25 protein-coding genes are annotated in these 21,909 nt (G+C 45.8%); 7 read left to right on the forward strand and 18 right to left on the reverse strand.

All coding sequences use genetic code 11. The features are described from left to right. Window positions 1-19: 19 nt before the first annotated feature. The 6 genes from glpG to ftsY all read right to left on the reverse strand — a co-directional run bounded on the left by glpG (window position 20) and on the right by ftsY (window position 5,574). A complete protein-coding gene (gene glpG / locus VER99_RS13865; RefSeq protein WP_020334039.1) occupies window positions 20-862 on the reverse strand; it encodes a rhomboid family intramembrane serine protease GlpG in 843 nt (280 codons plus the stop codon). Beyond that, window positions 862-1,182 (reverse strand): thiosulfate sulfurtransferase GlpE, encoded by a 321-nt coding sequence (glpE, locus tag VER99_RS13870; protein WP_014233309.1) that lies wholly within the window; start codon window positions 1,180-1,182, stop codon window positions 862-864. Before glpE ends, glpG begins: the two co-directional genes overlap by 1 nt. 492 nt (window positions 1,183-1,674) lie before the next feature. After that, window positions 1,675-2,532, reverse strand: a complete 858-nt coding sequence (gene rpoH / locus VER99_RS13875) for an RNA polymerase sigma factor RpoH (protein WP_014233310.1) — start codon at window positions 2,530-2,532, stop codon at window positions 1,675-1,677. A 175-nt stretch (window positions 2,533-2,707) separates the two neighbouring features. Then, window positions 2,708-3,676, reverse strand: a complete 969-nt coding sequence (ftsX, locus tag VER99_RS13880; protein WP_014233311.1) for a permease-like cell division protein FtsX — start codon at window positions 3,674-3,676, stop codon at window positions 2,708-2,710. Further along, a complete protein-coding gene (ftsE, locus tag VER99_RS13885) occupies window positions 3,666-4,340 on the reverse strand; it encodes a cell division ATP-binding protein FtsE (RefSeq protein WP_014233312.1) in 675 nt (224 codons plus the stop codon). The genes ftsX and ftsE overlap by 11 nt, the downstream gene beginning before the upstream one ends. A gap of 22 nt (window positions 4,341-4,362) precedes the next feature. After that, a complete protein-coding gene (gene ftsY / locus VER99_RS13890; RefSeq protein WP_020334043.1) occupies window positions 4,363-5,574 on the reverse strand; it encodes a signal recognition particle-docking protein FtsY in 1,212 nt (403 codons plus the stop codon). 223 nt (window positions 5,575-5,797) lie between these two features. On the opposite strand from ftsY, the gene rsmD reads away from it, so the two are divergent. Beyond that, window positions 5,798-6,397: a 16S rRNA (guanine(966)-N(2))-methyltransferase RsmD gene (rsmD, locus tag VER99_RS13895; protein ID WP_020334044.1), complete on the forward strand. Its 600-nt coding sequence runs from the start codon at window positions 5,798-5,800 to the stop codon at window positions 6,395-6,397. Window positions 6,398-6,422: 25 nt separating this feature from the next. Further along, entirely contained in the window at window positions 6,423-6,689 is a 267-nt protein-coding gene (locus tag VER99_RS13900; protein ID WP_020334045.1) for a DUF1145 domain-containing protein, read from the forward strand. Between the two features lie 81 nt (window positions 6,690-6,770). On the opposite strand, the gene VER99_RS13905 is transcribed toward VER99_RS13900, so the two are convergent. From VER99_RS13905 to VER99_RS13915, 3 genes are all read right to left on the reverse strand, one after another. After that, on the reverse strand, window positions 6,771-6,992 hold the full coding sequence (locus VER99_RS13905) for a YecH family metal-binding protein (RefSeq protein ID WP_014233316.1): 222 nt from the start codon (window positions 6,990-6,992) through the stop codon (window positions 6,771-6,773). Window positions 6,993-7,074: 82 nt separating this feature from the next. After that, window positions 7,075-7,695 (reverse strand): lysoplasmalogenase, encoded by a 621-nt coding sequence (locus VER99_RS13910; protein WP_014233317.1) that lies wholly within the window; start codon window positions 7,693-7,695, stop codon window positions 7,075-7,077. Between the two features lie 961 nt (window positions 7,696-8,656). Further along, window positions 8,657-9,025 (reverse strand): hypothetical protein, encoded by a 369-nt coding sequence (locus tag VER99_RS13915; RefSeq protein WP_020334046.1) that lies wholly within the window; start codon window positions 9,023-9,025, stop codon window positions 8,657-8,659. Window positions 9,026-9,266: 241 nt separating this feature from the next. On the opposite strand from VER99_RS13915, the gene VER99_RS13920 reads away from it, so the two are divergent. After that, window positions 9,267-9,596 carry a DUF2500 domain-containing protein gene (locus VER99_RS13920; protein ID WP_014233319.1) on the forward strand — a complete coding sequence of 110 codons (330 nt, stop codon included), beginning with the start codon at window positions 9,267-9,269 and terminating at the stop codon, window positions 9,594-9,596. 18 nt (window positions 9,597-9,614) lie between these two features. Here the strand turns inward: VER99_RS13920 and VER99_RS13925 are convergent, their stop codons facing one another. The 7 genes from VER99_RS13925 to rhtB form a co-directional block, all read right to left on the reverse strand. Then, a complete protein-coding gene (locus tag VER99_RS13925) occupies window positions 9,615-10,628 on the reverse strand; it encodes an acyltransferase (protein WP_020334048.1) in 1,014 nt (337 codons plus the stop codon). A 234-nt stretch (window positions 10,629-10,862) separates the two neighbouring features. Further along, entirely contained in the window at window positions 10,863-12,080 is a 1,218-nt protein-coding gene (arsJ, locus tag VER99_RS13930) for an organoarsenical effux MFS transporter ArsJ (protein WP_020334049.1), read from the reverse strand. A 256-nt stretch (window positions 12,081-12,336) separates the two neighbouring features. After that, complete coding sequence (locus VER99_RS13935; RefSeq protein WP_020334050.1) at window positions 12,337-12,831, reverse strand: cyclin-dependent kinase inhibitor 3 family protein; 495 nt, start codon at window positions 12,829-12,831, stop codon at window positions 12,337-12,339. A 12-nt stretch (window positions 12,832-12,843) separates the two neighbouring features. Beyond that, a complete protein-coding gene (locus VER99_RS13940; protein ID WP_020334051.1) occupies window positions 12,844-13,845 on the reverse strand; it encodes an ArsJ-associated glyceraldehyde-3-phosphate dehydrogenase in 1,002 nt (333 codons plus the stop codon). Between the two features lie 50 nt (window positions 13,846-13,895). Then, window positions 13,896-14,231, reverse strand: coding sequence for a metalloregulator ArsR/SmtB family transcription factor (locus VER99_RS13945; protein WP_014233324.1), 336 nt, complete (start codon window positions 14,229-14,231; stop codon window positions 13,896-13,898). A gap of 102 nt (window positions 14,232-14,333) precedes the next feature. Next, window positions 14,334-15,557 carry an EAL and HDOD domain-containing protein gene (locus VER99_RS13950; protein ID WP_020334052.1) on the reverse strand — a complete coding sequence of 408 codons (1,224 nt, stop codon included), beginning with the start codon at window positions 15,555-15,557 and terminating at the stop codon, window positions 14,334-14,336. A gap of 27 nt (window positions 15,558-15,584) precedes the next feature. Then, entirely contained in the window at window positions 15,585-16,202 is a 618-nt protein-coding gene (gene rhtB, locus VER99_RS13955) for a homoserine/homoserine lactone efflux protein (RefSeq protein WP_020334053.1), read from the reverse strand. Between the two features lie 65 nt (window positions 16,203-16,267). Between rhtB and VER99_RS13960 the strand changes: the two genes are divergently transcribed. Both VER99_RS13960 and VER99_RS13965 read left to right on the forward strand, forming a co-directional pair. Continuing rightward, window positions 16,268-17,269 (forward strand): alpha/beta fold hydrolase, encoded by a 1,002-nt coding sequence (locus VER99_RS13960; protein ID WP_020334054.1) that lies wholly within the window; start codon window positions 16,268-16,270, stop codon window positions 17,267-17,269. 280 nt (window positions 17,270-17,549) lie between these two features. Then, window positions 17,550-18,386 carry a Cof-type HAD-IIB family hydrolase gene (locus VER99_RS13965; protein ID WP_020334055.1) on the forward strand — a complete coding sequence of 279 codons (837 nt, stop codon included), beginning with the start codon at window positions 17,550-17,552 and terminating at the stop codon, window positions 18,384-18,386. A gap of 48 nt (window positions 18,387-18,434) precedes the next feature. Here the strand turns inward: VER99_RS13965 and VER99_RS13970 are convergent, their stop codons facing one another. Then, window positions 18,435-18,905 carry an EVE domain-containing protein gene (locus tag VER99_RS13970; RefSeq protein ID WP_014233329.1) on the reverse strand — a complete coding sequence of 157 codons (471 nt, stop codon included), beginning with the start codon at window positions 18,903-18,905 and terminating at the stop codon, window positions 18,435-18,437. Between the two features lie 47 nt (window positions 18,906-18,952). On the opposite strand from VER99_RS13970, the gene VER99_RS13975 reads away from it, so the two are divergent. Together VER99_RS13975 and VER99_RS13980 are read left to right on the forward strand one after the other, a co-directional pair. Next, the gene (locus VER99_RS13975) at window positions 18,953-20,503 is read left to right on the forward strand and encodes a COG3650 family protein (protein ID WP_020334056.1); all 1,551 of its coding nucleotides are present in this window, start codon (window positions 18,953-18,955) and stop codon (window positions 20,501-20,503) included. Further along, the gene (locus VER99_RS13980; protein ID WP_020334057.1) at window positions 20,503-21,099 is read left to right on the forward strand and encodes a tRNA-uridine aminocarboxypropyltransferase; all 597 of its coding nucleotides are present in this window, start codon (window positions 20,503-20,505) and stop codon (window positions 21,097-21,099) included. The genes VER99_RS13975 and VER99_RS13980 overlap by 1 nt, the downstream gene beginning before the upstream one ends. A gap of 92 nt (window positions 21,100-21,191) precedes the next feature. On the opposite strand, the gene yigB is transcribed toward VER99_RS13980, so the two are convergent. Continuing rightward, entirely contained in the window at window positions 21,192-21,908 is a 717-nt protein-coding gene (gene yigB / locus VER99_RS13985) for a 5-amino-6-(5-phospho-D-ribitylamino)uracil phosphatase YigB (protein WP_020334058.1), read from the reverse strand. Window position 21,909 lies beyond the last annotated feature (1 nt).

Raw genomic sequence — 21,909 nt, forward strand, 5'->3', positions numbered from 1 at the left:
TTTATCTCTTATTTATGCCTTAAGCTTTCTGCTGGTACTTCATTTTTCCGGAGTCAAACAGCGCAATCGCCATTCCCGAAATCAGTCCTACCAAGTGCGCGGTATTGGCAATCGCCATAAACGGCTGAACGAAACCTAGCACTAGCCACACCAACATAAACACAATGATCGGTTTTGGTAACGTCAACCCTAGATGAGGTAGGCGATAACCTAAGATCCACAGATAACCGAGCAGCGCGTATACAACACCAGACAACCCACCAAAATTCGCACCTTCAACATAAAATTGCCCCGCGCCAGACAAGGCTGCAGAAACAACAAAAATTTGCAGTAGTTTTCCGGAACTCAGGCGACGTTCAATATCGCCACCCAGTTGCCACCACCACAGCAAGTTAAAGATGATATGGGTTGCAGAGAAGTGCAGCAGAGCATGACTCAACCAACGCCACAATTGCCATTGTTGACCTTCAAACGCTGGGAAATGCAGCAATGCAAACACGCCCCGACCAAAGCCGATCATCTGTAAACCGTAGATAATGACACACACTGTCATGATCAAAAGTGTCACAGGGCCAGCTTTCGCTTTGACCATGCTCATGATACTTGGGCTTGAATAATGAAATTGACTCTTGCGAGTCTCGGCAACGTTCCACGAAGCTGCGCTGTATTTGGAATCGGAAGGATTGGCTAAGAAATGTTTCAGCTCTGCCTCTGCTTCGATTTCATGCTGGCTATCCGTCAGCCATAGCGCAAACTGCCCCTGGCCCTCGGGCATCATCTGAATTTCAATATGACGAGACGCCATATAATCGATGAAAGCCTGTGCCATGCGTGGGTTATTTAACGTTACCAATCTCTTCATTAACTTCTCACTATCGGTAGCTCGGCTCGTTGCCAGGCTTCAAAACCACCATCGACACTGTACACTTGCTCAAAGCCTTGATTGACCAGGTATTGCGCGGCACCCTGACTACTAATGCCGTGGTAGCACATTACAAGCACTGGCTGCTCGAACTCCACATCGTCCATGAAAGAGACGATCGAGTCGTTGGTTAAATGAAAGGCTGACTCTGCATGCGCTACGGCAAACGATTGAGGGTCACGGATATCTACAAGTTTTGCTTCGCCCTGCTCGAGCAGTGCTTGTGCACCTTGCACATCGATATGCTGAAACTGATCCATTTACTTTCTCATTGTCTTATTAATATACCCAAATAACCTAGTAACGTGCGATTGAGCCATTATCACAATGGTAGCTGAGGTTCTGCGTCATAAAGTCACTTGGGTATATGCTGCCATTGTAACCTATCCAACGCTAAATTTAGACACAAGAATTATCCGGGAATTTAAAAGTGTACACATTACAACCACATGTGGATAAAGCTGTGGATTGCGTTGATAAAGTATATTTTGATCTTTTGATCCACAATATGTAGTGATGATCTTGATCTAGCTGTGTGTATATTACTAACTATCCCCAGCCGGAAAAACGCCCGAACGCCTTATTTTTCCCCGCTTTCGAACAGTTGATAAATAATTACTACACAGAGTTATGCACAGGTAGCACATAAAATTTAGATCGCAAACGTTATCGACTTTCGATCCAAAATAAAAAAGCCGAGATCACATGATCTCGGCTTTCTATGAAAATTTGCTTTTATTTAGAAGCTAGCGTTAGAACTCACCAACGGCCAGTTTGAGCTTCTTCATTGCATTCTTTTCTAACTGACGAATACGCTCGGCAGATACACCAAACTCATCAGCCAAATCCTGCAGTGTGGCTTTCTCATCATCTAACCAACGAGAACGCACAATACGCTGACTACGCTCATCCAAACTTGCCAATGCATGTCCAAGACGATTGTTGGTATGCATTTCCCAGTTTGCTGCTTCAACGTTATCAGCAACATCTGACGATTTATCTTCTAGATAAAGCATCGGTGCTGTGTAGTTGTTTGAGCTGTCGTCTTCGTCGGTTGGCATATCGAACGTAGAGTCGACGGCCGCCAGACGGGATTCCATCTCACGAACTTCTGAAGGCTCAACACCTAATTCACGAGCAACGGTTTCTACTTCGCCGTTATTGAACCAACCCAGACGCTTTTTCGACTTGCGTAGGTTAAAGAACAATTTACGTTGTGCTTTAGTCGTTGCGATCTTAACAATACGCCAGTTACGTAGCACGTATTCATGGATCTCAGCTTTAATCCAGTGGACCGCAAAAGACACCAAACGCACACCCACTTCTGGGTTAAAACGCTTAACCGCTTTCATTAGGCCGATATTGCCCTCTTGCACTAAGTCTGCCATTGGCAAACCGTAGCCTGAGTAACCTCGAGCAACGTGAACAACGAATCTCAGGTGCGACAGGATCAGCCCTTTCGCTGCTTCAATCTCACCTTTGTAGTGTAATCGTTCTGCCAGCTCACGCTCTTCATCTACCGTCAGCATTGGGTAGCTGTTAACGGAGCGAATATAGCTATCAAGGCTATCTTGCGTGACTAGAGCCATCGGATACGCTTCTTTTGTCATTCAATTCCTCATCAATCTCTGATCTGGAGCATTACATTGCAATTTAGCTTCGATATCTTGAACTCAAAATGAACAAGTTTCAAGAAGGGCGAGCAATTATCCATAAACAAGTGTTCTATACAAGAGGTACAAATTAGCTTGTGCTAATAAATTCCAAGTATAAGACCGTCATCACTTAAACTGGTTCAATTTCTTTTAGGTGACGCTGTGCAGAAATACGCGCAGCGATACAACCTATCAAGCTACCCGTGATGATAAGCAGCAGAGATTCATCCCAGTTTAGACCATTCAAACGGAACTGACTGTCATACAATGCCGCTAAATCTTCCACCGCACTATTCATGACAAAGGTCATTACCGTCGTCGCTAACCAAGCGATGATTGCACCCAATACACCAAACCACATGCCAGTGTATAAATAAGGGCGAAGAATAAAGCTGTCAGTTGCACCAATCAGCTTCATGGTCTGAATTTCTTCTTTATTCGCCAACACATTGAATCGTAGCGTATTGCCGACAATTAAAAATACCGCGCCTAACATCAGTACCGTCAGTGTGATAACGATAATACTGGCCAGTGTTTTGATGGCATCAAGACGAGCCAGCCAATCTTCATCGAGGCGAACATCGGTAACATCTTGCTGCTTACGTACGTCCTGAGCTATCGACTGAATATCACTTTTCAGTTCAGAGTCCGGTGTAATCACCAGTACGCCTGGCAGTGCATAGCCACTTAACAAACTAAGCGCCTGATCGAAGCCCGCATATTGGCTTAGATCAGCCAACCCTTGCTGCGGAGAAATATATTCCACAGTTTTCACTAATGGCCAGGTTTCGATTTCGTCCTTAAGCACCATCACGCGTGCATCAGGCATACCTTCTACTAAATACGCACTCACTTGTGATGGTGAGGCGACATCTTCTGCTGCACCCGCGACATTCTTACCTAATAAGTACAGACAGGCTGGCATCGCCAACGCAATGGAGACCACCGCCAGCGTTAATATGTTGCCTAAAGGCCGTTGCCACAAGGCAGAAAAAGACGCTTTTGCCTGTTTAATATGAACAGAGAAAAACCCATCGGTATTGGCTCGCTTAGCACTGCTGCCTTTACCTTTCTTTTGCGAGAGTTTTTTACCTGCCATAGTCTTCTACCTCGCTTAGGAAACCTTGATTCAATTCAAAATGACGATATTGTGGGCGAGTGTTCACTAACCCGATATCGTGCGTTGCGAGTAGGATGGTGACGCCTGCTCGATTAAATTCTTCAAACAGTCGCAGGACTCGGTTAGACAACTCAGGGTCAAGGTTACCCGTAGGCTCATCCGCCACCAGCAAGGTTGGTCGATTCACAACTGCGCGGGCAATCCCAACACGTTGTTGCTCACCGCCCGAAAGCTGACTTGGCAAACAACGCGCTTTGTCGAGCAGACCGGTTTTATCCAACGATGCCGAAACGCGACGTTTAATTTCATTTTCAGAAATCGATTCGATGCGCATCGGCAGTGCGACATTGTCGTACACACTGCGATCCATCAACAAACGGTGATCCTGAAATACGATGCCGATATTACGGCGTAGAAACGGGATATCTCGGTTCGAAATACGAGTGATGTCATGATCATTAAAATGAATGGTGCCATCAGTCGGGCGTTCAATCGCACAGATCAGTTTCAGCAAGGTACTTTTACCAGCGCCAGAATGCCCGCCTAAAAACGCCATCTCTCCACGCCTCAGGTGAAAGTCGACTTTTTGCAGTGCTTGTCGACCACCGCGGTAAGCTTTACTCACTTGCTGAAATTTGATCACCCTTGATTCCCTCTCACTTAATTTACTCTTCGCGGCTGAACAGTGCGTCAATGAACTCTTGAGTTTCAAAAGGACGCAAATCTTCGATGCCTTCGCCTACACCAATGTAACGAATTGGAATACCAAACTGATCAGCAATAGCGAAAATCACGCCGCCTTTCGCTGTACCATCAAGCTTAGTTAATGTAATCCCAGTGATAGGTGAAACGTCACTGAAAAGCTTCGCCTGGCTGATCGCATTTTGACCCGTTCCGGCATCGAGTGTCAGCATGATTTCGTGAGGTGCAGAGTCATCAATCTTCTTCATCACACGAATGATCTTGCGCAACTCTTCCATCAGGTTCGCTTTGTTTTGCAGACGACCTGCCGTATCAGCGATCACTACATCCACACCACGTGCTTTTGCCGCTTCAATCGCATCATAGATAACAGAGGCACTGTCAGCACCAGTATGTTGAGCAATCACAGGAACGTTGTTGCGCTCACCCCATACTTGAAGCTGCTCTACCGCTGCCGCACGGAAAGTATCACCAGCAGCCAACATCACTTTCTTACCCTGATTCTGGAACTGCTTCGCCAGCTTACCGATCGTCGTAGTTTTACCTACACCATTTACGCCAACCATTAAGATAACGTAAGGCGTTTTACTGGTATCGATTTCTAGCGGCTGTTCTACTTTAGACAGAATCTCTGCCATTTCTTCTTTCAACAAGCCGTAAAGAGCTTCGCCATCTTTAAGATCACCGCGAGAGGCTTTATCTGTCAGGTTGTTGATGATTTTTGTTGTGGTATTCATACCCACATCCGCGATAAGCAGTTGCTCTTCCAGCTCCTCAAACAGGTCGTCATCGATTTTTTTACCGCTGAACAAACCAAAGAAGCCAGCACCGATGTTTGCCTTGGTGCGGCTTAAACTGCGTTTGAGGCGCGCGAAGAAACTCTCAGTCGGCTTTTCCTGCTCCTGAACGCGAGGTGCCACTGGCACTTCAGGCTCTTCTGCTTCTGCTTCTGCTTCTGCTTCTGCTTCTGCTGGGACAGCCTCAGCCTTTTCAGGCTCGTCTTCAACTCTATTTTTTTCTTCTGCTTGCAGAGCACCCTCTTCGGAAGGTTGCTCTTCAGAAGCCGCTTCCACTGCTTCTTCTTTTACTGTTTCTTCAGTTTTTGGTTGTTGGCTTTGTTCTTCATCACCAAAACCTAGCCACGAAAGTAATCCGCGCTTCTTTTTTTCCGTCATCTGGGGCTATCCTAGATTATCTTTTTATCTATTAATGACTCTTTTTTGACAAGATTATTATCCGTCTAAAAAAGGCGAATGACAAAGCTGTGAAAACTTTTCAACTAGGTGAATCTAATCTTATTAGTGTTACACTCTGTCATCTTGAATATTCTGGGCTGTATCCAAGCTCAATGCTTGGGCGATTGGGTATAGTATCACTTTATTAGCGGTCAAAAAATCTATGGTAAGACGTCGCCAGCAAAACTCATCACAAAAAAAGCCAACAACGGGCTTCGTTCGTATTATTAGTGGCTTATGGAGAGGCCGAAAACTCCCAGTTCATGACGCTGAGGGCTTACGTCCAACCACCGATCGCGTAAAAGAAACGCTATTTAACTGGCTGGCACAAGATGTGCCGCAGGCAAAGTGTCTCGACTTGTTTGCTGGTTCTGGCGGCTTGGGTTTTGAATCCGCCTCGCGTCAGGCAGAGCAAGTAACCATGGTTGAACTGAACCCGCAAGCGTTTCAGCAACTGAAGAAAAACGTCGCGTCTTTAAATGCAACCAACATTGAAGTGGTGAATACCGATGCTCTGAGCTTCCTAAAGCAACCTGGGACGCCTCATCATGTGGTCTTTATTGACCCACCATTTCGTAAAGGTTTATTAGATGAAACCGTGACCTTGCTAGAGCAAAACGGCTGGCTTGCTGAGGATGCGATGATTTATATTGAAACCGAGAAAGAACTGAATATTATCGACCTACCGGAAAGCTGGCATCTGCATAGAGAAAAAACCGCTGGCCAGGTCAGTTACCGCCTGTACGAACGCACGTCCGTGTAGTGCCATAATTCAAAAGGATACCAAAATGAAAGCACTAATCATCTTAGCCAAAGCGGCCATCGCCTTTGTTTGGTTGGTATTGATCATTAACATTGTTGCGCCGTTTCCAGGTAATGCAGCCATCGCGCTCTATATTATGACTGCGTTCCTGTTCATTATGCATGGCCTGCAAATGGCGATTTTCATCGGCGCATTTGGCGATAAGATAAAAATGAGCAGTTGGGAGAAATACTCCATCCTAATTTTTGGCATCTTTGCTCTGCTCGACATTCGTCGTAAGCACATGATGTAAACACCAGATAATAAAACAGCCGCTCTCATGAGCGGCTGTTTCGTATTGGTCATCAGAGGCTATCTGAGAGCGTGTTGCCGTTTAGTGATTACAAATACGCGCCATATTAACCACATACTTCCCTTCCAACTCTTGGATTTTTTCGCGTTGCTGCAAAAACGCAAGCAGTGCGTCTAAATCTAGATCATTCAGTTTGCACGTGTGGAAGCGAACTTCTAAGCCAAAATGCGCGGCAAGCTCTTCACGATTCATCGGGATTTCACGAAGCAGGTTTAACAGCTCGTGAGCGTGAATATCACTCATCATCAACTCCAGTTATCAAATTGGATACGACCAGTTTACCCACATCCTCCAGCTCTGCTTTGATTTAGGTTAGTAAACGAGATTAGTAGACGATAGAAGCCACAATAAGTGCATGAGCCAAGAAATAGCTTCCACTAACCCACACATAAGCACGTTTCATAGGCTTACGGTAACCATGTATTGCATAGGCTAGTGCAGAGTAGGTCATGACCAAGGTTCCACTGAATCCTATCGCATTCGCGTAAGTAGGTGACTGCAACCAAACCTCGCCTGCAGCCCACGCCATCTGCACCAGCATCATTCCCATAATCACCACAGGGAAAACCAACGAGTCGAGTTGTGGTAACAACAAAAAGAACGCCACGATACTAGCCGCCAGCAATAACGCCAATAGCCACCAAATAATGTCTCCGTTCAACTGCATCCAGAACGACTTACTGTAGCAAATCTGCGCAACTAAATAACCGCAGAAATAAATCAGTTTACGCGAACGGAACGAGTGTAACGTGTCGGCAATGATTGATACGCCCAAACCACCAGCAATCCAATAGGTATAAGTGGCTGGAGTACCTTGGGTTAATACCAGAACAAGAAGGAGTACCAGAGTAAAGATTTTAAATACGAGAGATTGCGTCGGATTGGCTTGTTTTGCCCCCAACACGGAATACACACCTGATAGCCCTATAGCCAGCCAACTCCACATGCTGTACATACCTTTTACTTAAACTCGCCGCTAGTCTAGGTAGACCGATGTTGATGTAAAGGCACAATCTACGAAAGTTGGATCTCGCTAGCGATTCGGGACATTTGACCTTCTATTTAGAGCAACTAAATACGACATCAACTCACTCAATACTTAAATAGAAAAGTTGCTAACTATTCAGTCAAGATGCCTACTCATCAGTCAATACGTACAAAGAACAAACATAAAAAACAAAAGCCCCATTGTACGCCATAGAATGCACCATTAACCCCTACAGGGCCAACATAAGAGCCTAATATCAGGTATAAATACAGATAATAAAGTTGACCAAACCAACACTAACATAATGATATTTAAGAGTATTAATAAAGTTAGACTCATAAACCACAGGTTCGTATTATCGTTGCGTGCTAAACCCTTTTGGCACTTAGATTATCTCACCAGTTGAGAAATATACCTTCGAGATAGCAGCTCCTCGCCTCTCACCGAAATAGAATTAACTAGGTTTTCTCAGATTTTGAGAAACACAGGCAACATTAAGCACCAACCCAACCCCTGAGACAAAAAACAATATTTAAACAATATGTAAGACCTTTCTTACAATTTAAAATCATACACTTACATCAAAAACGAACAACAAAGACACAAAGCGAACACTTTAAACACAACGTAAAAAACACAGTTCAATTAGTCAAAACAAGGTAAAAACAGGTCAGTTAACTGTAAGTTTTAAAAACTTTTCATTAGATACGTTGATCAAACCTAAAAAATGGTGCTATATTAAATGCATAGAGTTCATCAAGATTAAGGGGTAGTGTTATGATTTCATCTTCTCAAAAACAAGGGCTGGTAATGATTGCAGTGGTTGTGGGTTTAATGACACTGCCAATGATGTACTAAGCTACTGATTAAAAATAAAAAAGGACGCTAACGCGTCCTTTTTTATTTTCTCAATATGACCCTACTGTATGTGCTCAGACAGTACGTCCCAATGCATGTAATAAAAACCCAGAGCCGCAAGCGTAATCAGCGCCATCAACAAAATTGCCGCCCTCCAGATAAAGCGCGAGCTTCTTGGTGTGAGTTCTTTTTCACAATCATCACACACTGCCATAAAATTCTTTCGATTCTCTAACTGAAAATCTTCTTCGTGAACAATCTTATTCCGCACCGTGGCGATATAACGTAGCTTGGCAATCACATCATGCGGTAACCGCTCTTCACAGCTATTGATGAGCTGATGTAACCCTTTCCCCTCTGCATGATATTGAGTACGCAAAAGTTTTTCGATCGTTCGGGTACGCATGACTACTTTTTCAATATCTGACATCGTAACCCTCCTCACATGACGCTTTCTTTATTACTCATTTTATTCTTCTATAAATTTAGAGCTTTTTCGAGCTGTTAAGTACTACTTTCCATTCAAACTGTGTCCTTGTGCGCATATAAAATGTGAAGTGCGCCGAATAAAATCTCACCGCATTTTGATGGATCACGAATCCTGTATCTCAACGCATCGTTTAAACGGGGAGTTCTGTAAAATAAGCGCTATCGAAACACTGGAGATCATCATGCCAATTCCACTTATTTTGGCTCTTTTTGCTCTGATAGCGCTAGGAGCCTGGGTTTTCTTTCGCTTTTACAGCAAACACTATGTTGGTGAAGATGCCCCTGAGCAATGCGTCCAAGTGACCATTTTAGATAAACAGGCCATCGATATTCCGGATGCAGAGCCGGGAGAAGATGATCAAGAGTATTGGATTTACGTGCAGAGAGGCCCTATCGGCCCTAAACGCGAGTTCCAGATTGGTGTCCACTATTACCATGCGCTCAATCCGGGCGACAAAGGCAAACTTACCTACCAGGGCGATAAGTTTCTCCATTTCGCCCTGAAGCAGTAATACTACGATTGGTATCAATTAAGGCAGTAGCCAGCGAGTCTTGGCCGAACGAGAGAAGAGATAACTCATCGCCAAGGCTCCAGCGCCGCTTAATATTATCCACACTGGGATCACCCACGCCGGATGCCCTTCATACCAGCCAAACTCCTTCATCGGCCACAAAAAGATTGGATGCAGTAAATAGATACCTAAACTGTGCTGGCTGATAAAGCTCACCACTTTTTGTACCTTAGGCGATAGTCCTTCGCCAAAATAGCGTGCCAACATAAAAATCATCGACGCGGCCAGAATCACATTCAGAGTTTTGTATGACAGCCAGCGCCCTACTGTGTATTTCTCCGCTTCCAGACTGTTGGTCACAACCATCGTAAAGGTAACCGCCAATGCGACTAGTCCCAAGCCAGTAAACAGAGTAACGTTCGAGCGGTTCAAAGGCAGCTTTTGGTACAACACGTAACCCAGTGGTAAATAGCCCATATAGAGCCATAACTGATTACTCCAAGGACCGTCTACCTTAAAAAGGAATAAGGTACTGGTGAACAACCAGAATGCCAGGTAAGTATATAAAACGTTGTCGTCGACATTCCGTACCATCCACTGAAACAGAGGAATCACGAAATAGAGCGGAATAAAGTAATAGAAAAAACCTAAGTGGTAATAGGTTTCATGGTGGACACTGTTACTTAATACCTCTTTAACCGTTTCAAAGTTAAATCCCTCAGCCGTCCATCCGGACAAGTAAGCATAGAAAACCGACCATAAAAGAAAAGGCACCAACACCTTGCCCAAGCGCCTTCTCAAATAATATTTTCCATCAAATGGTCGAGTGTCTGTGAGCATTAATGCGCCTGTGATCAGGATGAAAACTGGCACCGCCCAACGGGTTACACTATTGACTCCCACGGCCGTAAGCCACTGATCGAAAGGAATGACCCCTAATTCATTTCGATATGGCGCTAAGACGTGAATAGCGATCACAGCTACTGCCGCCACACAGCGCAATAGATCAAAAAACAGAACCCTTTCTCTCATACTTCTTCCTAAACTGAGTCGCTTATCGTTTGTTTATAGCATAGGGTAATTTCCAGTCAGGGGAATGCTTAACAAACTGTTTTTGCTTATTTTTAACGCAGTGCGACAAAACAGCCTATTTTTGCCCGTAGAGAGCCAGAACCAAGGCGAAAACCAGAACACAAGAATAGAACGAACCATATCGATACAAAAAAGGGCTCCATAGAGGAGCCCGATAAATGTAAATGCGTACGCTTAAGCCGTCACTGTCTTGGCTTTGGGCAACTTGATTGAAATCAGAGTGGTCAAAGCAAGGAAAGCAAACGAGACCCACAGACAAGCGGCTAATCCGGCTTCCTGATAAATCCAGCCCGACAGAACGGTCCCTATCAAACGGCCCATCGCATTGGCCATGTAGTAAAAGCCGACATCCAGCGACACGCCATCGCCTTTGGCATAGCTGACAATCAAATATGAATGAAGCGAAGAGTTAATCGCGAATACCGCGCCAAAAATCATTAGCCCAGCCACAATAACAATTTCTGGTTGCCAACCGACTTGTACTCCGTAGGCAATTCCTCCTGTAATCAGAGCTAATATGCCCGCCCATACAAGTGCGGCACTACCATCAGGTACGCGACCTTGAGCTTTACCCGTAATACGTGGTGCAAAGCCTTGAACAAAGCCATACGCAATCACCCAGGCCGCTAAGAAGCCACCGACCCACAAGTGATCCCAGCCAAAAACGCTGCCGAGGTAGACTGGCAGAGCAACCACAAACCAAACATCACGGGCTCCGAACAGGAACATACGCGCTGCTGACAGGATATTCACTGATTCTGATTTAGAGAAAATATGGCGAAACTTGGGTTTGCTTTTCGCTTTGCCCATATCGGCTTCCAGCCAGATCATGCTACAAACAAACACTACGGCCAGAACGGCAGCCATAATGAACATGGAATGTTGGAAACCCACCCAAGACAGCAATAAGCCACCAATAAAGAATCCCGCACCTTTGAGCGCATTCTTCGAGCCAGTCAAAATAGCCACCCATTTGTACAACGCACCTTGTTGTTCATCGGGGACTAAGGTTTTAATGGCACTCTTCGCACTCATTTTGTTGAGGTCTTTAGCAATACCTGACAGTGCCTGTGCCGCCATCACCCAAGGGATAGTCAGCCAAGCATTTGGCACAGCAAGCATCAATAACGCAAAAACTTGCATTGCTAAACCAATATTCATGGTTTTGTTCAGGCCAAGTCTCGCCCCTAACCAACCACCAATCAGGTTGGTGACCACGCCAAAAAATTCATAGAAAAGGAACAGTGACGCAATCGCCAGGGTTGAGTAACCCAAGTCATGAAAGTAAAGCACCACCAGCATGCGTAACGCACCATCGGTAACCGTAAAGTTCCAATAATTGAACGTCACTAACATGTACTGACGAATGCTTTTGCTTAGTTGTGAAATCATTTTGACCTCAGATGTACAGCAATAAAAGCATTTGGATCATGATGTGCCAAATACTGTAAAACCTGAACACCAATAAGTTTCTATCGGTATTGGTACAAACGTGCAAGCTCAATAATCTTTCAGGATAAAAACAAAAAGATTATTTAAATCAGCTATATAACAGTAATTTAAATTTAATTTATGTATTCAAAATAGACGCTAAGCTGACTGAACTAGAGCTTTTGGATCATGATGTTCCAAAAGCTCTATAAGCTGATCAAGCACTCTGTGCTACGCGCTCGATGTACTCTACCTGCACGGGTTTCGTAAATGCGCCAGGGCGCAAAGCCTGCACTTCACGCACGATATCGTCGAGCGCCCACTCTTTCTCAAGCAGTAAGTGCGCAGCCAAAAGACCAGTCCGGCCGGAGCCGCCCATACAGTGCATAGCAACTTTACCGCCCTCGGCAAGAATGGCGTGTAGCTCAGGACTCGCGTGCTGCCATTTCGTCGCAAACGCATCATCTGGTGCACAATCGTCTTCTATCTCGACCTGGAACCATTTCATACCCAGTTGCTGAGTGATTTCACCCAACTCAGAGACATTTTTAGCTGCCAGTTCAGTGTTATCCAATGCGGTAACGACGGCTTGAACTCCCTGCTCTTTCAACTGCTCAAGTGATGCTTGTAGCGCAACATCTTTAGTACCCGGACACGGTGTTAATACCAATGCGCCCGACTCTAGCGCTAATTGCCATGTAGGATGAGACATAGTTAAACCTCTTTAAGCCAGACCAACGTTACGTACCAGCTCTGCTGTACGTGTTGCGTAACCCATTTCATTGTCGTACCACGCGTAAATCTTCACCATGCGTGAGCCCACGACCATGGTTGATTGTGCGTCGACGATAGTAGAACGCTGGTCGCCTTTGTAATCAATCGATACCAATGGGCGCTCTTCAAAACCAAGAATACCTTTCAATTCGCCTTCAGACGCTTCTTTCAGTAACGCATTCACTTCTTCTGCTGTGGTATCACGCTTAACATCGAAGATGATGTCAGTCAGAGATGCATTGGCTAAAGGAACACGTACGGCATGGCCGTTAATTTTGCCTTTCAGGTCAGGGAAAATTTCCACAATCGCCGTCGCACTGCCTGTCGTGGTTGGGATAAGACTCATGCCACAAGCACGAGCACGACGAAGGTCTTTGTGTGGCGCATCCAGAATAGTCTGTGTGTTGGTCAAATCGTGAATGGTTGTGAAGGAAGATTGCTCGATACCAAGTTTCTCATGAATCACTTTCACCACTGGCGCAATACAGTTGGTAGTACAAGATGCCGCGGTCACGATACGGTGTTTTTCCGGGTCAAAGATATGGTCGTTCACACCCACAACGATGTTGGCAATACCTTCTTCTTTCACTGGCGCACTGACGACAACTCGCTTAACACCTTGGTCAAGGTATTGATCTAAGTACGACGTTTTGCGATGTACGCCAGTTGCTTCAATCACAACATCACAGCCTGACCAATTAACGGCATCTATGTCTCGCTGCTGGGTAGTGACGATACACTTACCATCAATGATCAGTTCGTTGCCTTCGACCTGAACTTCATGGTGCCAACGCCCCTGAACCGAATCGAACTCCAGCAAATGCCCTAGCGTTGCCGCATCACCAGCGACATCATTAATCTGAACAAATTCCAATTCAGGCCAGTCAAACGCCGCACGCAATGCCAAACGGCCAATTCGGCCAAAACCGTTAATTCCTACTTTAATCGTCATAATTTTCCCTTCAAATCTTCTGCGTTGAAATATTTATCCGTTGTGTGCTGTTAGCAGCAGGCCTCACGATTTTTATCGTGCAGGCGCGAAATATCTTGCTGGTACTCTTGCTTCAAACAGTTCGATGCCACTAAATCGTTAATCACTTTTCTCATCCAACCTGGCAACTCTTGTGACAACTGGTAAAACACCCATTGTCCCTGACGCTTATCAACTAAGATGCCATTGGATCGTAACTGGGCAAGATGACGAGAAACTTTCGGTTGGCTCTCTTGAAGTGCAAACGCTAAATCGCCCACACAAACTTCTCCTTCACGAGCCACCAGCATTAAACAACGCACGCGAGTCTCGTCAGATAAAAGTTTGAAAAACTGATGTGGAAGCATAGTAAACATACCTATATATGGATATGCGTATATGTTTATTTAAAACCACGACAGCGTCAAGCACTCAGCACTTAACGTCACAAAAGTTTAATAATGGAAAAACTAGGCGTTAGCGACGCTTTGGCTCCAACGAACCGCTTCACCCAAAGAGGCCTGTACCTGCTCAAAACAAAGACCCAGCTGATTAGAAAATTTTTCCACTCCAAGCCAGTCAGCGCGTTCGTAGCATTCTTCCAGAGAAATAAGCGCTCCATATTCCCCTTTTCGATGCAGCAACGCTTGTTGAACAGACTCACTGAGCGGTAATTGCTTGATTAAGGATTCAGTAGACAGGTCCAGTATGGCATCTAGAATCGACAACAAGCCGACCATAAAACCTTGCTCGTTCAAATGAGAGAATGGCTGGTGACGAGACATCAACTGACAAAATTGAGCTCGTTGAAGTGAGAGGTTAAACAGTTCACGTGGTTTGTTAGTCGAAATATAAGACGCCACGACAAGTGAGACGAACTGCTTTAGATTATCCTGCCCAAGGTAAATCAGAGCCTGACGAAACGAACGGATTTCTACTTCCAGCTTGGTCGCCTGCATGTTCACAAAGCGCAGTAGTTTGTACGACAGCGCCACATCTTGCGTTATCAGGTCTTCAATACGCTGAAAATTTGGTTCTGGCACACACACTTCACGAAATAGCTGCAGTGCCACAACCTGCTCTGGGCTGACATAATGGGTTTGAGACACCAGAGGCTTACTGAAAAAGTAACCCTGGAAGAATTTGAAACCGGCTGCTTTTGCCTGATTAAACTCTTCCTCTGTCTCTACCCGCTCAGCAAGAAAATGGTATTTAACTCGTTGCGCTAGCTGCGTTTTAACCAATTCACACGCGGCCTCTAACCCCATTGCCATAATGTCCAGCTTTACAATGTGTGCGTAAGGCAAGAAACGTTTCCATTCTGGAGTGAGGGTGAAGTCGTCCAATGCGATCAGGTAGCCCTCTCGATAAAGCTCTCGAATCGCTTCAAATAGCTCATCAGTAGGCTGACAAGTTTCTAGTACTTCGACGACGATTTTATGTTTCGGCAAGCTGTGCGGTAAACGGCGCAGTAAACTCTGATGAGGGAAGTTGATGAAACATCGTGATGATGTAATCACCGGATTTAAGCCAACAGATAAGAAGTTTTCGACAACTAATCGGTATGTCGCCCGGTCTGCATCAATATGAGAAGGGAAAACATTGCGCTCCCCATCCCGAAACAGCAGTTCGTAGCCAAGCGTTTGTCTTTTACGATTAAAGATAGGCTGGCGAGCGACATACGTGGTATTCATACTAAAAACAACCTAATAATTAGCGACTTATGATTTTGCCGCTGCTAATAGTGCACCACATCCCATAAACATGGAACCAAAGACTTTATTTATGTTCGCCATAATTTTATCTGAGCGAATAAAACGGCCCATCTTTGATGCCAGCGACGTGTAACCAAGCATCACAAATGAATCCACCGCAACTGTTGTTACCCCGAGTACCAATAACTGAGTTAGCTGGTCTTTTGCCGGATCAATAAACTGCGGGAACAAAGCCACGAGAAAAACAATCGATTTTGGATTGGTTAAATTAATGAGGATCGCTTTATACATCAGCGCTGTTGCTGACATCTCTTTTTGACTCTCTGCCGCCACCAAACCAGACGTATCGCGCCACTTCTGAAAACCAAGCCAGACAAGATAAGCCGCTCCAACCCATTTGATAACCGCAAACGCCGTGGCCGATTGCGCCACCAGCGCACCAATACCAGCACCCACCATAGCAATATGAATCGCTAAACCAATTTGCAAACCCATAATCGCGCCAAGTGACTTACGTGTACCATAGCTCAGACCATTACTGATCGAGTTTACGGTACCTGAACCCGGAGCAAGGCTAAAAACAATTGCTGTGACCAAATAGGCAAACCAAACATGGGTATCCATTGCATTTCCTCACTAATTCTTCGATGATACATCGCGTCTACAATGTATTTTCAGGTAATCGACTAATGGCTACTCACCATTCCCCTACGACTTATACTCAAGAGAACTTATTTGAGCAAGCGATAGGTGGTCCGATCGCTGAACTCTGGCAAAGTCGCCAAGAAGGCTTTGTGAAAGGGACAGAAAAAAAGAAGATCTACTGGTGCAAACTCACCCACCCTGAACACAAAAAAGCGGTGCTGGTTGTTAATGGACGAATCGAGTCTTCCTGGAAATACCAAGAACTGTTTTATGATTTCTACCGCCAAGGTTACGACGTTTACTCATTTGACCACCGTGGGCAAGGATTATCCGACCGGCTACTAGAAGACTCGGACATGGGTCACGTCTATGACTTTGCAGACTATGTTGAAGATATGGACATAGTGATAAAAAAGCACGATCTCGGCCACTATGACCAGTGTTTTATCGTCGCGCACTCCATGGGGGGAGCCATCGCCACTCGTTATCTTCAAACTCACCCGCAGCATCATTTTACTGGGTTGATTTTAAGTGCTCCAATGTTCGGGATTAACCTGCCGTGGTACTTATCTCCGATTGCCCTGCCGGTGACACAAATTCTTTCAGCAGTATCAACGCTGCCACGTTATGCGCCTGGTCATCAGCCGTACTTCCCCAAACCGTTTGAGAATAATCTCCTCAGCCAGAGCCATGATCGCTATCGTTGGTTTCGTGGACTTTATTCAGACATGCCGGAGCTACAAGTTGGTGGACCAAGTACCCGCTGGGTATGGCAAGGGCTGATGGCAGCCAAACAATGCTTTTTATTAACACGTCAGGTAAAAATACCCGTGTTGCTTATTCAAGCCGGAGAAGACCGTATTGTCAGTAATCTGGCTCAGAAACGTTTCATCGATAAACTGAGTAAAACCAACCCGAATGCCGAGCTGGTATCCGTAGAAGGAGCTCATCATGAAATTTTGTTCGAAGCCGATAAATACCGTAATCAGGCTCTGGATGCGATTTTCCGTTTTATGAAACAGCCTAAGCCTTCTTCCGTTTCATAAAAAACAGTCCGCCGCCAGACACGCGAAGTGGACTTTATACGCCCCTATTCTCTGAGCAATTTAAAGAGGAAATGTATGCAACGCGATTTACCCTCTTTTTCATCCCTATTTTAACGTACACTGATTAGGCTTGTTCAGCTTTCAACCGAGATGTAACCCCGAAAGGTGAATAGCACCTTAAGTTCCCCCTAGCATTCGGAGCCGCATGATCTAGTCAGTCTGCAGGGCTCCGTCTGCACTCTACTTAATCGACACTATCCAAACCGTTTACGAGGACTTCATGAGCACATCGCTACCTTGCAAAGAGATCACTAAAATCGTTGCCTCAGATCTGGATGGCACTTTACTTGCGCCCAATCATCAACTCAGCGCTTACTCAAAAATGACGATGCGAACACTACATGAAATGGGCTACACCTTTGTCTTTGCTACAGGTCGTCACCACGTAGACGTCGCTGGTATTCGCTCTCAGGTTGGAATTCCGGCTTACATGATCACCTCAAACGGTGCGCGCGTGCATGATCAAAACGATAAGCTGATGTACAGCGAAAACGTCCCACAGGAGCTCGTTCAAGGTGTGATCGACACGATCAAGCACGATCATGAAATACTTATCCACATGTATCAGAATGACGACTGGTTGCTAAACAAAGACGATGAAACGCTGCGTGAATTCCATGAAGAGTTTACTTACAAGCTGTTCGATGAAAATCAGGCACCAACTGACGGCATCGCGAAAATCTTCTTTACCCATGCAGACAAAGATCATGAACGTCTGGTCGCGTTCGAAACTCAGTTACGTGACAAGTTTGGAGACAAGCTAAATATCGCCTTCTCAACGCCTTGGTGTCTGGAAGTCATGAACGGAGAAGTCTCTAAAGGTCATGCTCTGCAAGCCATCGCGGAGTCACTCGATCTAGAACTGAAAAACTGCCTTGCATTTGGTGACGGCATGAATGACGTAGAAATGCTGTCAATGGCAGGTAAAGGGCTGATTATGGGGACTGCGCACGAAAAAGTAATGAAAGCGCTACCAAACAACGAAGTGATTGGCAGTAACGCTGACGATGCGGTTGCACGCTATCTGCAAAAGCATTTGCTGCAAGACGAGCAATAAGAAAATCTTCACAAGGGCTGTATAAATCAGCCCTTGTTTTTATCTAGTCTAACGCTGGCTGGGCAGCTTCTCTCGGCCAAGAATCGCTTCCCACTCTTCCTCTGCCACTGGCATGATCGATAAACGATTTCCGCGTTTGACCAAAGGCATGTTCTCCAGCTCAGGCATCGCTTTCATCACTGACAACGGAATCACGCGGTCCGTTTTACGCACAAACTCTACATCAACCATTATCCAGCGAGGATTGTCCGGATCCGATTTCGGGTCGTAATAATCGCTTTCTGGATCGAACTGAAAATGGTCTGGATACGCCTCGCGTACGACTTTGGCAATTCCTGCGACACCAACGTTTTTACACGAAGAGTGATAAATCAGAACCAAATCGCCCAATTTCAGCTGATCACGCATCATGTTACGCGCCTGATAATTACGAACGCCCTCCCAACATGAAACCTTTTGGGTTCGAAGCGTGTCAATAGAAAAGGTATCTGGTTCAGTTTTAAATAACCAATATGCCATAATGCCATCCGATGCTGATTGAGTAACAATAATGAGGAAGATATAACATGAAGGCTTTGAAAAACCCAGTGGCCCTGGCCACTCTGCTGGTTCTGCAAGCATGTAGCTCGCAACTGCCAGAAAATGGTAACGAGGAAATAACCACCCCACCAGCATCACTAGATAAGCCTGAAACCATTCAACCTCAAACATTTATGCTGCGTGGTGAAGTGGTCATTGGCCACGAAAGTCAGTACATCATGCCTTGTGGCAGTGACAAACAATACTGGCTGCAACTGTCACCACAACAAGCTCAACGCGCCATGTCGTTGAGTAACGAGCCTTATCAACCCATGTATGGGGAAATGATTGGCCACCTGAATCCTCCAGGCAATGAAGGCTTCTCTGCCGATTTCGACGCCAACTTTGTCGTTGAACAGGTTAACCTCCTCACCAGTGAAAACCCGCAGCGCTGCAGTCAGCCAAGTAAACCCACTCGCGTATTTGGTAATGAGCCATTCTGGTCAGCAAGTTTTGAGTCGGACGCACTGCAATTTCAGCAACCGGGTAAACCGGCACAATCTATAACCATTGAATCCAGACAGCTACAAGCACGTCAACGCACTTATCAACTTGCGGATGGCGAACTGCGCATGACGGAAAACCTTTGTTCTGACACCATGAGTGATTCCATCTATGGCTGGACAGCGACGCTTAAACACGACGGTACAACATATCAGGGCTGTGGCATGGCATCGAATGTCGACTCGACACTCGAATGGGCAAACACTTACGTCGCAACGTCAACGCAATCACAAGGGTTTGAAGTACAGATGACTTTAAAACCAGATCACAGTGCGACAACCCAATACAGTTACTCTGACGGTCAAGCGCCACTGATTGAACGTGGTTACTGGCAGCAGTTAAGTCCGTCACAGATTCAGGTCGTAATGACCCACCACCAGCAACAGCGTTTACAGTCAGAGCGACTTTTCATCCGCGAAGGAAACCAGCTTAAAGCCACGCAAGAAAAAGTTGGCACTATGGTTTACCCAATTGCTGATGGCGGCTTGGTGTTGTATCCGGCAACAGTACGTCAATCAGGAACGAAGACCTCCTCCCAAGAGCGAGCTAACAGTCCTATCAGCAGCGCAGATATTCCCTCTAGTGCCGACTTCAACTCCAAAGTCGATGCAGCGGTGCGGAATTACTTTTTTATCAATCAAACCAATCCTAGCAATAACCAATACCGCTGGCTGACTTACGATCTGAATGGTGATGGAAACGAAGAACTGTTCGTACAGCTAGATTGGTGTGGTTCAGGCGGCTGTACCTTACTCGTGTTTGAAAATCATCAAAGTGAGTGGCGTTTTAACAGCCGTATCACTCTAGTACATAGCCCGATAATGCTGGGCCAGCAAACCTCACACGGCTGGCGAGACCTGGTTTTTAATGTCAGTGGAGGTGGTGCAACACCGGCTCAACACGTCATGCAATACACTGGCGTCAGCTACCCAATCAATCCGAGCATGGCGCCAAAGGCAACGTCAACACAAGTGAGTGGTGTGCGCCTGTTCTCGGATGGTATTAGCCCAGTCCGCGAAGGAGTTCGCTTGTAATGGCACTACCATGCCCTGACTGTGGTTTTCAGTTCAACTGCATTTGCTCACTGCTGCCTAACCTCAGCAGCGAGCACAGCATCATGCTATTGATGCACCCCAATGAACTGGCGCGAGAAACCAACACAGGTAAACTGCTGCTGCAATGCAAACTGAATGTGAAGCAAGCCATTTGGGATCGCAAGCAACCACCTGGTGAGTTGATCGCTCACCTAGAAGATTCAAGCCTGTACCCGGTGTTACTGTTTCCCAGCGATGAAAGCCTGACTCTCGAACAAGTGGCAGAGCAGAGCCAGAAACAAAGCCGAAAGCCTTTGTTTATTATTTTGGATGCAACCTGGCAAGAGGCGCGCAAAATGATCAATAAAAGTCGCTGGCTGGAGAACGTGCCATTGATGGGGCTTGTAACCCAGGGCGATTCTCAATATCAGCTGCGTCGCAACCAGCAACAAGGCAACCTATGTACGTTTGAAGTCGCGGCGCAATTGTTAGGGCAATTAGGGGAAGTAGATAACCAACAGCAGATGCAACGCTTCTTTACGCACTACCTTGCCGCCTTTCAGGCAGAAAAAAGCGGCCATGCGCTTAAGCACTAGCGCAGAAAGTAACAACAAAAAAGCGCAGCCTTGGCTGCGCTTTATTAGACGTGTTTCACGTGAAACAATTTAAACTCTGAGTCTCTGCCACATCAAATCAGTGAGAGTAACGGCGGTAAGCTATGAATTTCCATATCCGGCAACGTTCTGGCTCTAGGTAATTGCGCGATATTCTTGTTTACGTCGTTAAACCAACAAGCCGCAAAACCAGCCAGTTTAGCTCCGTGAACATCCGTTACGATATGGTCACCGACGTGCAAAATATTCTCTGCTGGCAGATCTAAAATCTGTTGCGCTTTAGCAAACATGTCTCCGGCTGGTTTGGCTAATCCATCCGGTCCCGCTTTCAGCACACTTTTAAAATAGGGGGTCAGACCGACTTTATCTAAGTCAACATTACCATTAGTGATGGCAACCAAAGGAATTTGCTCACCAAGCTGCGCGAGTACGTTAAGGCTCAGTTGCGGAACCTTGAAACGATTACGCCAATCAAGGGCGACTTGCACGCCTTTTTCCGCCGCAGTTTGCGCTTGCTCTTCATGATAACCAGCATCGAGAAAGCCCTGCTTCAGCTGCACCAAGCGCCAAAGCGTCACGTCACTTTTTAATTCTGGATCCTGCTGCAAAACCTGCTTTTTCACTTTGACCCAGTCCGGTTTTTCCATATGGGCGACCGCAGGATGTGCTTGTTGGAGCCAAGTCAAAAGCTCACGCTCCATGCGTACTATGACCGGATAGTTGTCATAGAGAGTGTCATCAAGGTCAAACGTCATCGCCTTAATTGGCGCAATACGGCGGTAAAATTTCATG

Source organism: Vibrio natriegens NBRC 15636 = ATCC 14048 = DSM 759, assembly GCF_035621455.1.
GTDB classification, from domain to species: Bacteria; Pseudomonadota; Gammaproteobacteria; order Enterobacterales; family Vibrionaceae; genus Vibrio; species Vibrio natriegens.